This window comes from Pseudooceanicola nanhaiensis (assembly GCF_020171315.1).
GTDB classification, from domain to species: Bacteria; Pseudomonadota; Alphaproteobacteria; order Rhodobacterales; family Rhodobacteraceae; genus Pseudooceanicola; species Pseudooceanicola nanhaiensis_A.
In genome coordinates this window covers 78,011-91,217 of the sequence record NZ_JAIUZP010000007.1, presented here as the reverse complement: position 1 = coordinate 91,217, position 13,207 = coordinate 78,011, and the positions used below count along the sequence as shown (strand labels likewise).

The following is a 13,207-nucleotide window of genomic DNA, read 5'->3' as shown; positions in this document are numbered from 1 at the left end:
CCGTTCAGTCCCGCGGCGCGGACGCGTCGTTGACGTGATGCACCGTGCGCGTGGGGAAGGGGATCTCGATTCCGCCGGCGTCCAGGGCTTCCTTCACCTTGCGGGTCATGTCGGCCTTGTAGCCGAAATACTCCGAGGCATCGCACCAGAAGCGCACCATGAAATCCACCGAGGAGTCGCCAAGGTTGGTGACCTGGATGAAGGGCGCGGGCTCTGCGTGCGACCGGGGATCGGCCTTGATGGTCTCCAGGATGATCTCTTCCGCCTTCTTGAGATTGGCCCCGTAGCCCACCCCGAAGGTCCATTGCGCACGGCGCGTCGGATAGACCGAGTAATTGGTGATCGTGTTGCCCCAGACCTGCGAATTCGGAATGATGATCTGCACGTTGTCGAGGCTGGCCAGTTCGGTGAAGTTCAGCGAGATGTCCTTGACCGTGCCGCTCTCTCCGCCGACCTCGACGAAGTCACCGTTCTTGATCGGCCGGAAGAGGATGATCATCACCCCCGCCGCGACGTTCGACAGCGTCCCCTGCAATGCCAGGCCGACCGCGAGGCCGGCAGCACCGACGACCGCGACCAGCGAGGTGGTGCGGATGCCGAAGGTGTTGAGGATGAAGATCACCGCGAAGGCGAGGATCGCGTAGCGCGTGATCGAGCCGAGGAAGTTGAAGAGCGTGTCATCGAGCCGCTGGTAGCGCCGCGCAAGGTTGGTGATGCGCCGGTTCGCCCAGCCTGCCAGCAGCATCCCCAGGAAGAGGATCACCAGCGCCGATACCAGCGACCCCACGAGGGAGGCCATGGTGTCGAGGGTCAGAAGATCGCCAAGGGAACGGTCGCCCCAGATCGGTGTCGTCAGCAGTTGGTCAAGGTTCATGCGGTCAGTTGATCCATCTTGCGGGCCAGTTTCGCGTCGAGCGCGCTGAGCCCGCCGACGTCATGTGTCGTCAGACGTACAATGACGGTCTTGTAGCTGTTCGACCAGTCCGGATGGTGGCCCCATTTCTCGGCCCAGAGCGCGGCGCGCGTCATCCAGGCAAAGGCCTCGGTGAAATCCTCGAAGGTGAAGGTCTTGGTCAGCACCTCCGCGCCCTCTTCCAGCGTCCAGCCGTTTTCCAGCAGCGGGTCGATCAGGCTCTTGCGGGCAGTTTCGCTCAGGTGTTCGGTCATCAGTCCTGTTCCTCCTGTTGCTCCCTGCGGAAGGGGCCATAGGCGGTCAGGATCTCGATGTCCTCCTCCACCGCGCGGCGTTCCTCGGTCAGGAACTGCTGCACGGCGCGGGCAAAGCCCTGATCCGCCACCCAGTGCAGGGAATGGGTCGGCGCGGGCAGGTAGCCGCGCGCCAGCTTGTGTTCGCCCTGCGCCCCGGCCTCGACCCGCGCGAGTCCCTCCTCGATGGCGTAGTCGATGGCGCGATAATAGCACGCTTCGAAGTGCAGGAACTCATGGTGTTCCAGCGCGCCCCAGTAGCGGCCATAGAGCACCTCGCGGCCGATCAGGTTCAGCGCGCCCGCGATCGGGCGGCCGTCACGCTCGGCCAGCACCAGCAGCATGTCGTCGCGCAGGCTCTCGTGGGCGCAGTCGAAGAAGGCGCGGGTCAGGTAGGGGCTGCCCCACTTCCGGCTGCCGGTGTCCTGATAGAAGGCCCAGAAGGCATCCCAATGGTGCGGTTCGATCTGATCCCCGGTCAGCATCCGGATCTCGCCGCCAAAGGCATTGGCCCGCTGGCGTTCCTTGCGCAGGGTCTTGCGCTTGCGCGAGGACAGGGAGGCCAGGAAATCGTCGAAGCTGCCGTAGCCCTCGTTGATCCAGTGGAACTGCTGGCCGATGCGCGTCATCAGCCCCATCTCGCGGCCTGCCTCCGCCTCTGTTTCGGTGCAGAAGGTGACATGGAGCGACGAGAGGTTGTTGTTCGCAGCCAGCTGCACCGCGCCCTGGATCAGCGCGGCCTGCCCCGTTGCCTCGAAGCCCGGCCGCACCAGCAGGCGGCGGCCCGTCGCCGGGGTGAAGGGCACGGCCATCTGAAGCTTGGGGTAGTAGCGCCCGCCCGCATTCTCGAAGGCATGGGCCCAGCTGTGATCGAAGACATATTCGCCCTGGCTGTGGCTCTTGGCATACAGCGGGGCCGCCGCGATCATCTCCGCGCCGATATGGGCGGTGAGGTAGAGCGGCTCCCACCCGGTGCCGGGTCCGACGGAGCGGCTGTCTTCCAGCGCCTTCAGGAACCGGTAGGTGGTAAAGGGATCATGGGGCCGCCCGCCATCGGCGACCTCAGGGCAGGCGCAGGCATCCCACGCCTCGGGCGCGATCTGCGCCAGCGAGGCATGCGCCTGAATCTCGACCTCGGCCTGTGTCATGTCCTGCTGCATCCCCGATCTATCTGTGGTGCCCGCCCCCCGGATCAAGTCCACGGGGGCGGGCACCGGCGATCTGTCAGGCGGCGTAGCCTTCGAAGGTCACGTTCTGGGCAATCCGCCGCGCCTGCGCCTCGGCCTCGGCCGAGCGGATCGTCCAGCACAGGATCGCGAGGCCGCGGTCCTTCAGCTCCTGCACGCGGGGCCGGTCGAGGTCCGTGTGCTCGTGGCTGATGAAGCTCGCGCCCACAGGGTCCGCGTCCGGGATGCCCGCCAGCCGGTCGAGCCGCTGTTTCGGCACACCGCGCCAGTCGGCGGGGCGGAAGGAACAGGTGGTCAGCCCGCGCGGGATCTCCGGCGCCAGCCCGGCGCAGGTCCGCACCGAGTTGGGATTGAAGGACATCAGCGCGACCGGGCCCTTGTAGCCCTTGAGGTCGTCCACCGCGGCGGCCTCCAGCGCGCCGACACCCGGGCCCAGCAGCCCGTCCTGATCCTTGATCTCGACCAGCAGCGGGACCTGCCCCGCGACGATCTCGAGCACCTCGGCAAAGCTCGGGATGCCTTCGTCTCCGCCGATCAGCGGCAGCTCTGCCAGATCGGCGGCCTTGCGCATCCGGATCATGCCCTCGGCCCCGGTAAGACGGGCGAGGTCATAGTCGTGGAACACCATCGCTTTGCCATCGGCAGAGGGCTGGAGGTCGATCTCGATCCCGTAACCCGCGGCGATGGCCGCGTGGATGGCCGCGCGGCTGTTCTCGGGGCGGCCCTGCGCCCGGTCGTGATAGGCCCGATGCGCGATCGGCGTCGTCAGGAACGCCTCCGGCAGGGCCGTGCGGGTGGCTGGCATGGGTCAGGCGAGCTCGAAGATGCCTTCGATCTCGACGGCGACACCCAGCGGCAGCGCGGCAGCCGAAACGGCCGAGCGCGAGTGCCGGCCGGCGTCGCCCAGCAGTTCGACCATCATGTCGGAGCAGCCGTTGATGACCTTGGGCTGGTCGGTGAAATCGGCGGTGGAGTTCACGAAGCCGGTCAGCTTGACCACGCGCTTCAGCTTGGAAAGGTCGCCGCCGCAGGCCGCCTTGACCTGTGCCAGCAGCGACAGGCCGCAGCGCCGCGCCGCCTTGGCACCGCCGTCCACGTCCATGTCCGCGCCCAGCTTGCCCTTGATCGGACCCTCGGCATCGGCCGAGATCTGGCCCGAAACGAAGAGCATGTTGCCCGAGATCACGAAGGGCACGTAGTTCGCCGCCGGTGCGGGGGCGTCGGGCAGGCTTTCGCCCATGGCGGCGAGTTTGGATTCGATATCGGTCATGAGGGTCTCCTGGGGAATTTGCCGTGACGCTACTCCCGGAGACGGGGAATGCAACCGCAAAGGCGGGGCCCCGCAAGGCCCCGCGGGGATCAGCTTTCGCGGAAGGCCCGCACGAAGTAATCCGAGAAGGGCTTGATCAGATAGGCCAGCGGCGTGCGTTCATCCGTGCGGATATAGGCCTCGACCGGCATCCCGGGGATCAGCACGGTGCCCTCGGGCAGGCGATCCTGCTCCCCTTCGCTCAGCACGATTTCCGCGCGGTAGAAACTGGTCCGCGAGGCTTCGTCGGTGAAGGCATCTGCCGAGATTTGCGTCACATGCCCGACGAGCTGCGGCGTGCGGCGCTGATCGAAGGCCGAGAACCGCAGGTAGACATCCTGCGCGGGGTGCACCGCGTCGATGTCGCGGGGCTCCACCCGGGCGGCAATGACGAGGGGCCGATCCTGCGGCACGATGTACATCACCGGGTCCGCGGCCCGCACCACCGCGCGTTCGCCATGCACGCCAAGGCCATAGATCACCCCGGCCACGGGGGCCGTGATCTCCAGCCGCGACAGCTTCGTCACGAGGTTGCGCCGGTTCTCCGCCAGTTCGAGGACGTTGTACTGGAGGTCGCGGATGTCGCTGATCGCCTGTTCGCGCCGCTCGGTCTGGAGCGAGATGATCTGAAGGTCGATCTCGGTGATGCGGCCTTCGGACTGGGCCTTCTGCGCGGTCAGCGATCCAACCTCGCCCTCAAGACGCGCCTGCTCCCGTTCGAGCGAGAGCACCCGGCTCGCCTCTGCGAGGCCCCGATCCAGCAGCGAGCGCTGGTTGCCCAGTTCCTGCTCGATCAGGTCGAGCTGGCGGCTCAGCGCGGTACGCTGCGCCAGAACGCCGTCGATCTGGTTGGAGATCTGCGCGCTGCGTTTCTCCAGTTGTTCGACCTGGCTGACCACCGTGTCGTTGCGCGCCTCCAGCAGGCGCCGCTGACCATCGACCACCTCGGCCACTTCCGGATCCCGCGCCGCGGCTTCCAGCAGCAGGGGCGCGAAGTCGATCGTGTCGGCGCCGTCGCGTTCTGCCGTGCTGCGCCCCAGACGGGCGAGGTATTCATACAGCCGGGCCTCCGTCACGGCGAGCTGCGAGCGCAGTTCGCTTGCATCGAAGCGCAGGAGCACCTGCCCCTCCTCGACCGCGTCCCCCTCGTAGACCAGCAGGCTTTCGACCACGCCGCCGTCCGGGTGCTGGATGGCCTGCCGGTTGCGTTCCACCTCGATCTGGCCGGAGGCAATGATCGCGCCGTTGATGTGGGTCTTGACCGACCAGGTGCCGAACCCGCCGACCAGCACCAGAAGCGCGATCACGCCGAGCGCGATCTGGGTCCGGCCACTGAATGTCTTGCTGCCCTTGCTCATCGCAGGCCTCCCCCGCCGACGTTTCGGCTAATCTCTTCGTGGTTCTGCACCATCTGGCGCAGGACCTCGTCCTTGGGCCCGAAGGCAGCGCGCGTCCCGTTCACCAGCATCAGGAGCTTGTCGCATTCCTTGATGGCGGCCGGGCGGTGCGCCATGATCAGCACCGCGCCGCCGGCTTCCTTGGTGGCGCGGATGGCCTCGTTCAGCGCCTCCGACCCCTCGTTGTCGAGGTTGGAGTTCGGCTCATCCAGCACGAGGACGACGGGGCTGTCATAGAGCGCCCGCGCCAGCCCGATCCGCTGGATCTGACCGCCGGACAGCCGTCCGCCGGACATCGCGACCGGCGTGTCATAGCCATCGGGGAATTGCAGGATCATCTCATGCGCCCCGGCAAGCCGCGCCGCCGCGACGACCTTCTCGGCATCCGGGGTGGGCGACAGACGGGCGATATTCTCGGCAATCGTGCCGTCGAACAGCTGCACCTTCTGGGGCAGGTAGCCGATGTAGCGGCCAAGGTCCTCGGGCGTGTACTGATCGAGCGCGGCCCCATCGAGGCGGATCTTGCCGCCTACGGTGGGCCAGGTGCCGGTGATCGCGCGCGCCAGCGTCGACTTGCCGGCCCCGGACGGGCCGATGACGCCAAGGGCCTCGCCCGGCAGCACCTCGAAGGAGACAAGGCGCAGGTTGGGCGTCTTCTCCCCGGGGGCGGCGACGGTGGCCTGGATCCCTTCGAGATGGGCCTTCGGCACCGGCAGTTCGGTGCGGGGCCGCTCCGGCGGGACGACGGTCAGCAGCACGGCAAGGTTCTGCCAGCCACGCCGCCCGCGCTGCACGAGACGCCACTGGCCGAGCAGCAGCTCGACCGGCGCCAGGGCACGCCCCATCAGGACGGAGCTTGCGATCATCGCACCGGGGGTGACCTGCTGTTGCAGCACGAGGTAGGCCCCGAGCGCCAGCATCGCCGATTGCAGGAAGAGGCGCAGAGACCGGCTCGACGCGGTGAAGCCGGAGCCGAGATCCGCGTTGGTCACCTCGGCCTCGAGCGCCTCGCCGCGAATCTTGTGCCAGCGGTGATAGGCGTTGTCGCCCAGCCCCATGGCCTGAACGCTTTCCGCATCGGTGCGCAGACGCTCTGCAAGGATCGTCGCGCTGCTCTGGGTGGCCATGACGCGCTGCTGCGATGCAGATGTCACCACCTGGTTGATGCCCGCGATCACAATGAGGAGAGCACCGCCCGCCAGGGCGAGGATGCCGAGCCAGGGGTGGAAGAGGGAAATCCCGAACAGGAAAAGCGGGGTCCAGGGCAGGTCGAACATGGCGCCGACAACCGGCGAGCCCATCAGGCCCTGAACGGAATCGAGGTCCCGCAGGCCAGTGGCCGACGGGTCATTGCGGTCGCTCGAACCGCGCTTCAGAACGGCCTTGAAAACCCGCTCGTCGAGGGCCCGGTGGGTCCTTGCGCCAATCCGGGCGAGGAGCTGGCCGCGCAGCGCGTCCAGAAAGCCCATGAGCAGGAAAAGAAAGGCGACGAGGATCGTCAGCGCGACAAGGGTCTCGACGGATCGCGACCCCAGAACCCGGTCGTAAACCTGCAGCATGTAGAGAGGCCCGGTGAGCATCAGGAGGTTCACGAAAGTCGAGAACAGCGCAACGCTCCACAACAGGCCTCTGCTCCTGCTGCGCGCCTTGCGGAGTTCTGCGCGACCCGGGGCGGTGGAGAGAAGTGGCTTGGTCATAAAAAATGATCTTTCAGCAAATGCATAAAAAACGCTTTACCAGCACTGTGACTGACATATCTCCAGAAAACGGGCTTCAATTCAAGCCGCGTCGCAACTATGTCACAGGGCGCCCTCAAACCCTCACCGAGTAAGCGGGGAATCGCCGTATTTCGCGCATAAGCCCGAGACGCCCGCCGGTTTTCGCTGTACCCCTGTGATAACTGTTCCGCGTCCATTTAGATACAGACGTCCGCGTCGAGATCAGAGTCCGCCTTGCATCGTATTCTTGCCATACCCGCCCTTCTGTTGCTCACCGCCTGTGCCGCCCCTCAAGACGAGGTGACGCGCGGCGGGGTCTATGACCCCTACGAGAGCGGCAACCGCCAGACCCACGAGTTCAACAAATCCGTTGACCGCATCTTCCTGCGGCCGGTCGGCACGACCTATTCCAAGGTCATGCCGGACGGGCTGGAACTGGCTGTCAACAACGCCGCCGAGAACCTCCGGCTGCCGGGCTACGTGGTGAACAGCCTGCTGCAGTTCCATATCGCGGATGCGGCGCGGAACACCTTCCGCTTCGTGGTGAACAGCACCCTCGGCGTGGGCGGCGTGGGCGATGCCGCGCAGGATCTCTTCGGGGTCGACCCGAAGGAGACCGATTTCGGCGAGACGCTTCATGTCTGGGGCTTCGGTGAAGGCGCCTACGTGGAACTGCCGCTTCTCGGCCCCTCCACGACGCGGGACGCCTGGGGGCGCGCGGTGGACTTCTTCACCGATCCGCTCGGCTTCGCGCTCAGCCCGCCCGAGTCCTACGTCTCGACCGTTGGCTGGGGTCTGACCCAGCTCAGCAACCGCGGGCGCTATGCGTCGTCCTATGACGATCTCCTCTATGACAGCGCCGACAGCTACGCGCAGGCGCGCATTCTCTACCTCCAGAACCGCCGCTACGAACTCGGATATTCCGTCGACGGCGGCGCAGGAGGCGGAGCGGATCCCTATGATGACCCCTATGGCGATCCCTACACCGAAACGGCTGCGGGGGCTGCTCCCGCCCCGGCGGCCACAGCGGACCCTTACTACGAGGACCCCTATGACGCTCCATCGCTTTAATTCCCGCCCCTCGCGCCGGACCGTTTTGGCCGGCATCGCGGCCTCGGCCTTTGCCGCCATCGCCGCTCCGGCCTTCGCGCTGACCGACGCACAGGCGAAATCCCTCGTCGACGGCCTCGTCGGTGAGATCAACAAGGTCATCGGCTCCGGCGCGTCCGAAGCCCAGATGATCGCCCAGTTCGAGCGTATCTTCGCACGCTATGCCGACGTGAACGTCATCGCCCGCTCCACGCTCGGGGCCGATGCGCGCAGCTTCTCGAACGCGCAGCTGGCGTCCTTCACCGATGCCTTCAGCGGCTATATCTCGCGCAAGTACGGCAAGCGCTTCCGCGAGTTCATCGGTGGCCGGATCGAGGTGAACGAGGCCAAGCAGGTCAAGACCTGGACCGAGGTCAGCGCCACCGCCTACCTGCGCGGCGAGGCCCCTTTCGAGGTGAAGTTCTTCGTCTCCGACCGTTCCGGCAGCAACCGGTTCTTCGACATGGTGATCGAGGGCGTCTCGATGCGCCTGACGGAGCGTACCGAGATCGGCGCGATGCTGGACGCCAACGGCGGCGACATCGCCAAGCTGACTGCGCAGCTCAAGCGCGCGGGCTGAGGCACCGCCCCACAGAGATCGGAAGAGGGCCTGCCCATCGGGGCGGGCCCTTTTTCTTTGGCCCGTCCCTCTTGGGGCCGCCTGCCACGCTTTGACCCGATCCCCGGCACGTGCGTTTAGGGCGCACCGAATGGCCTGCCCTGAAAGACGAAGGGGCGCCAGTGGCGCCCCTGTCCGATGATCTCTACCGGTGCCTCAGCGCAGGCCGAGGATCCCCTTGAGCACCCGCTCGATCGCGTTCTCGACCTGGCCCAGCGGATTGCCACCGCCGCCACCACCGCCAGAGCTGCCGCCGCCGGTCGAGGCGCTCGGACGGCCCTCGACATCGCGGGCCTGGGTCGGCTCGGGGCGCAGCATAGGCAGTTCGTGCACCGGCAGGCCCTCGTGCACGCGCACCATGGTTTCATGCCAGATTTCCGCGGGCAGGCCCGAGCCCGTCACGCCCGTAAGCGGCGTGTTGTCGTCATAGCCCATCCAGACCCCGGCCACGTAATCAGCCGAGAAGCCGATGAACCATGCATCGCGGGTCGAACTGGTCGTCCCGGTCTTGCCCGCCACTTCGCGGTCGTCGAGCGCGGCGCGACCGCCGGTGCCGCTCTTCACCACCTGGTTCATCATGTAGATCAGCTCGCGCGCGGCGGATTCGCGGATCACCCGCTCGCCGATGCCGCCTTCGGTCACCATCAGGGGCGTGTCGTCGGACTGGCGTCGCAGCTCCACGAGGCCATAGGGCGTCACGGCCGAGCCGCCGTTCAGGATCCCCGCATAGGCGCCGGTCATCTCGATCAGGGTCGATTCCGATGCGCCGAGGGCCAGGGCCGGACCGGCGGCCAGATCGCTCTGGATCCCGAAATCGGCGGCCACACGGCGCACGTTGTCGAGGCCCACGGCCTCCGCCACCCGCACTGCCGGGATGTTCAGCGACTTCTTGAGCGCCTCTTCCAGCGTCACGGTGCCCCGGTACTTGTGGTCGTAGTTTTCCGGGCTCCACGGGCCGGAGCCGGGGATGTTGATCGTCAGCGGATCGTCCTGAACCGTGTCGTTGTAGTTGAAGCCCATCTCCAGCGCGGTGCCGTAGACGAAGGGCTTGAACGACGAGCCGGTCTGCCGCAGCGCCTGCGTGGCCCGGTTGAAGACGCCCTTCACCTTGGTATCGCGCCCGCCGACCATGGCCCGCACGGCGCCGTCGGCGCTCATCACCACGATGGCGGCCTGCGCCTTGGAGCCTTCCTTCACCTTCTCCTCGAAGATGTACTTCATCGCGTCTTCGGCGGCCTTCTGGATCCGCTGGTCGAGCGTGGTGCGGATCACCACGTCCTCGGTGGTCTTGCGGGTCAGGAACTCCGGCCCCGACGACATCACCCAGTCGGCGAAGTAGCCCCCCGCCTGACGTTCGGCCGCCTGGCTCAGCTCGGCTGGATGGGCCACGGCGTTGTCCGCGGCAGAGGCCGAGAGATAGCCCTGATCTTCCATCAGGCGCACGATCACCGCGGCCCGGTTGCGCGAGCGTTCGAGGTTGTTGGTCGGCGCATAGCGCGTCGGCGCCACCAGCAGGCCGGCCAGCATCGCCGCCTCTGCCGGGGTCACGTTGGCGGCGGATTTGCCGAAGTACCGCTGGCTCGCGGCTTCGAAGCCCTGCGCGCCTTCGCCGAGGTAGACCCGGTTCATGTAGATCGTGAGGATCTCTTCCTTGGAGTAGCGCATCTCCATGCCGAGGGCATAGACCGCCTCCTTGGCCTTGCGCCACAGGGTGGTTTCCCGGCAATCGGCCTCGTAGGCCGTCTCGTTCGCCCAGATCTCCGGATCGTAGGGCTGACCGAGGCAGAGCAGCTTGGCCGTCTGCTGGGTGATCGTCGACCCGCCGTGCCCCTGCAGAGGGCCGCGACCTTCGCTGAGGTTGATCTTGATCGCGCTGGCGATGCCGCGCGGCGAGACACCCCAGTGCTTGTAGAACCGCTTGTCCTCGGTCGCGACGATGGCATTTCGCAGGTGCGGCGAAACTTCTTCCGCCGTCACGACCCCGCCGAACTGGTCGCCGCGCCAGGCAAAGACCTGTCCCTCGTCGTCCAGCATGGTGACGGAACCGCGCGCCCGCCCGTCCAGCATCTCGTCCGCAGGCGGGAGCGTCAGGCAGATATAGAGTGCGGAACCACCGATGATCAGGACCACCACGGCGGTCAGCCGCCAGGTCAGCGCCCAGATGATGCGCAGCACCCAGCCGACCAGGCCGGTCACCGCCGCCACGATGGGATTTCGCTTGCGGGCCGGGGCCTTGCCCTTGGGCGCGGGCTTGCGCGGTGCAGGCTTCTTGCCCCCACCCGAGCCGCCGGAATTGCCGCCGGAACCGCCTCCGCCCTTGCGGGGCGCGGGCCCCTTGGGCGGCTTCGATCCACGCCCTGCGCCGGAAGCGCCATAGCGCCGATCCGCCACAAGTGGCTTGCGTTTTCCTGATTCACTCATGCCTGACTGCCCGACCTCTTTTGGGGTTTGCGCCATACACTACAGGCCCGACGTGGAAATGTAGAGCCGCACCGCAGAAAATGAAGTGTTTTTGATCTGCTCACTTTTTGGTCACATTTCGGAGTCTGCACAGTATTCGTGCAACGGGCAGCGAAAATGCCTGCCAAACACCCAACTCAAACTTCCTGAATCTGCCCCGTACCGGCTTAGTGACCCTGCTAACAGGCGCGGGGAGCGCCCGCGACAAGGAAGGGGATCACAGTGAAACTGATCATTGCGACAATCAAGCCGTTCAAGCTCGAGGAGGTCCGCGAGGCGCTGACCGAGATCGGCGTCCGCGGCATGATGGTTACGGAAATCAAGGGGTTCGGCTCGCAGTCCGGCCACACGGAAATCTACCGTGGTGCGGAATACGCGGTGAACTTCGTTCCCAAGATCAAGCTCGAGATCGCGGTCAGCGCGGCAATGGCGGATCAGGTCGTCGAGACCATCACCAACACGGCCAAGACCGGGAAAATCGGCGACGGCAAGATCTTCGTGCTGGATATCCAACAGGCGGTCCGCGTCCGGACCGGCGAAACCAACGCAGACGCGCTCTGAACCGCGGGACAGGGGAATAAGGAAATGCAAATGAAATCGTGGACCAAACTTGGCCTGGCGGCCGCGCTGATCGCAGCGCCGAGCCTCGGCCTTGCACAAGAGGCGGACACCACGCCGCCGATGGAAGAAATCGGCTATATCTTCACCACCTTCATGTTCCTCGTCGCGGGGTTCCTGGTGATGTTCATGGGCTGTGGCTTCGCGATGCTCGAGGCCGGCCTCGTGCGTCAGAAGAACGTCGCCATGCAGCTGACGAAGAACATCGCGCTCTTCGCCATCGCCGCCATCATGTACTACCTCATCGGTTACAACCTGATGTACCCGGGCGACGGCTGGTCCATCGACATGGTTCTGGGTGCCTTCTCGGCCACCTCGCTTGAGCCCGTCGGCCTGGCAGACACCGAAACCGACCTCACCTATGCCTCGGTCGGCTCGGACTTCTTCTTCCAGCTGATGTTCTGCGCCACCACCTGCTCGATCGTTTCCGGCACCCTGGCCGAGCGCATCAAGCTGTGGCCCTTCCTGATCTTCTGCGTCATCCTGACCGCCCTGATCTACCCGATCCAGGCGTCCTGGAAATGGGGCGGCGGCTTCCTGAACGAAGCAGGCTTCCTCGACTTCGCAGGCTCGACCGTCGTGCACTCGGTCGGCGGCTGGTGCGCCCTCACCGGTGCCCTGATCCTCGGCCCGCGTATCGGCAAGTTCAAAGACGGCCGCACCGTTCCGATGCCCGGCTCGAACCTGACCCTCGCCACGCTGGGTACGTTCATCCTGTGGCTCGGCTGGTTCGGCTTCAACGGCGGCTCGCAGCTCTACATGGACACCGCCGGCAACGTGGCTGACATCTCGCGCATCTTCGCCAACACCAACACGGCAGCAGCCGGTGGTGCCATCGCGGCGCTGATCCTGACCCAGCTGATGTACAAGAAGGTCGACCTGACCATGGTGCTGAACGGCGCTCTGGCTGGCCTCGTCTCGATCACCGCAGAGCCCCTGACCCCCGGTCTGGGCGCGGCAACGATCATCGGCGCCATCGGCGGCATCCTCGTCGTCCTGACGGTTCCGCTGCTCGACAAGCTGAAGATCGACGACGTCGTCGGCGCGATCCCGGTTCACCTCGTCTGCGGCATCTGGGGCACCATCGCCGTCGTCATCACCAACGGTGACGCGTCGCTCGGCACCCAGCTGTACTCGATCGTCGTGGTCGGCATCTTCACCGTCGTCGCCTCGGCAGTGGTCTGGTTCATCCTGAACATGATCATGGGCCTGCGCGTCTCGGAAGAAGACGAGATCACCGGCCTCGACATGGCGGAACTGGGCATGGAAGCCTACCCCGAGTTCTCGAAAGGCTGAGCACCTCCTTCCGCTACAGTCTAGAGCAAGACCTGCCCGGGCGTTCGCGCCCGGGCTTTTCGTTTCCGCTGCCCACCTCTGGCTCACCGCCCTCGCGCACACGCGCAAACAGTCAGGCACTCCTCGGAATTTTCAAAAATTCCGGTCCGGAAAATTCGAATTTTCCGGGATATCCCGCGGAACGACCGCCAGAAGGCGGGTAAGATTCTTCGAAGAATTTTACCAAGAATTTTCGAAAATTCTTGGGTGCGCGCCCTCGAGGTCGTGCCGGTGGCAAGGGCACGACGGCCGCGCCCCTGCCCGGTTCG

Annotated in this window: 12 protein-coding genes; 4 read left to right on the top strand and 8 right to left on the bottom strand. The window is 65.9% G+C overall.

Translation table 11 applies throughout. From position 1 onward, the window contains the following. Positions 1–4: 4 nt before the first annotated feature. The 7 genes from LCM32_RS12835 to LCM32_RS12805 all read right to left on the bottom strand — a co-directional run bounded on the left by LCM32_RS12835 (position 5) and on the right by LCM32_RS12805 (position 6,796). Positions 5–874 carry a mechanosensitive ion channel family protein gene (locus LCM32_RS12835; protein ID WP_224821477.1) on the bottom strand — a complete coding sequence of 290 codons (870 nt, stop codon included), beginning with the start codon at positions 872–874 and terminating at the stop codon, positions 5–7. Beyond that, complete coding sequence (locus tag LCM32_RS12830; protein ID WP_224821476.1) at positions 871–1,167, bottom strand: 4a-hydroxytetrahydrobiopterin dehydratase; 297 nt, start codon at positions 1,165–1,167, stop codon at positions 871–873. The genes LCM32_RS12835 and LCM32_RS12830 overlap by 4 nt, the downstream gene beginning before the upstream one ends. Then, entirely contained in the window at positions 1,167–2,354 is a 1,188-nt protein-coding gene (locus LCM32_RS12825; RefSeq protein ID WP_224821723.1) for a GNAT family N-acetyltransferase, read from the bottom strand. The genes LCM32_RS12830 and LCM32_RS12825 overlap by 1 nt, the downstream gene beginning before the upstream one ends. 76 nt (positions 2,355–2,430) lie before the next feature. Further along, positions 2,431–3,198 (bottom strand): glycerophosphodiester phosphodiesterase family protein, encoded by a 768-nt coding sequence (locus LCM32_RS12820; RefSeq protein ID WP_224821475.1) that lies wholly within the window; start codon positions 3,196–3,198, stop codon positions 2,431–2,433. A 3-nt stretch (positions 3,199–3,201) separates the two neighbouring features. Then, positions 3,202–3,663 carry a RidA family protein gene (locus LCM32_RS12815; RefSeq protein WP_224821474.1) on the bottom strand — a complete coding sequence of 154 codons (462 nt, stop codon included), beginning with the start codon at positions 3,661–3,663 and terminating at the stop codon, positions 3,202–3,204. 89 nt (positions 3,664–3,752) lie between these two features. Next, positions 3,753–5,060 carry an HlyD family type I secretion periplasmic adaptor subunit gene (locus LCM32_RS12810; RefSeq protein WP_224821473.1) on the bottom strand — a complete coding sequence of 436 codons (1,308 nt, stop codon included), beginning with the start codon at positions 5,058–5,060 and terminating at the stop codon, positions 3,753–3,755. Next, the gene (locus LCM32_RS12805; protein WP_224821472.1) at positions 5,057–6,796 is read right to left on the bottom strand and encodes a type I secretion system permease/ATPase; all 1,740 of its coding nucleotides are present in this window, start codon (positions 6,794–6,796) and stop codon (positions 5,057–5,059) included. The genes LCM32_RS12810 and LCM32_RS12805 overlap by 4 nt, the downstream gene beginning before the upstream one ends. Positions 6,797–7,051: 255 nt before the next feature. Here LCM32_RS12805 and LCM32_RS12800 point away from each other — a divergent pair, with 255 nt between their 5' ends. Continuing rightward, complete coding sequence (locus LCM32_RS12800) at positions 7,052–7,888, top strand: VacJ family lipoprotein (RefSeq protein ID WP_224821471.1); 837 nt, start codon at positions 7,052–7,054, stop codon at positions 7,886–7,888. Beyond that, positions 7,869–8,486 (top strand): phospholipid-binding protein MlaC, encoded by a 618-nt coding sequence (locus LCM32_RS12795; protein WP_224821470.1) that lies wholly within the window; start codon positions 7,869–7,871, stop codon positions 8,484–8,486. The genes LCM32_RS12800 and LCM32_RS12795 overlap by 20 nt, the downstream gene beginning before the upstream one ends. 195 nt (positions 8,487–8,681) lie before the next feature. On the opposite strand, the gene LCM32_RS12790 is transcribed toward LCM32_RS12795, so the two are convergent. Next, positions 8,682–10,946, bottom strand: coding sequence for a transglycosylase domain-containing protein (locus tag LCM32_RS12790; RefSeq protein WP_224821469.1), 2,265 nt, complete (start codon positions 10,944–10,946; stop codon positions 8,682–8,684). A 261-nt stretch (positions 10,947–11,207) separates the two neighbouring features. Between LCM32_RS12790 and LCM32_RS12785 the strand changes: the two genes are divergently transcribed. Both LCM32_RS12785 and LCM32_RS12780 read left to right on the top strand, forming a co-directional pair. Next, positions 11,208–11,546: a P-II family nitrogen regulator gene (locus LCM32_RS12785; RefSeq protein ID WP_222490693.1), complete on the top strand. Its 339-nt coding sequence runs from the start codon at positions 11,208–11,210 to the stop codon at positions 11,544–11,546. Positions 11,547–11,576: 30 nt separating this feature from the next. After that, on the top strand, positions 11,577–12,899 hold the full coding sequence (locus LCM32_RS12780) for an ammonium transporter (protein ID WP_224821468.1): 1,323 nt from the start codon (positions 11,577–11,579) through the stop codon (positions 12,897–12,899). The last annotated feature ends 308 nt before the right edge of the window (positions 12,900–13,207 follow it).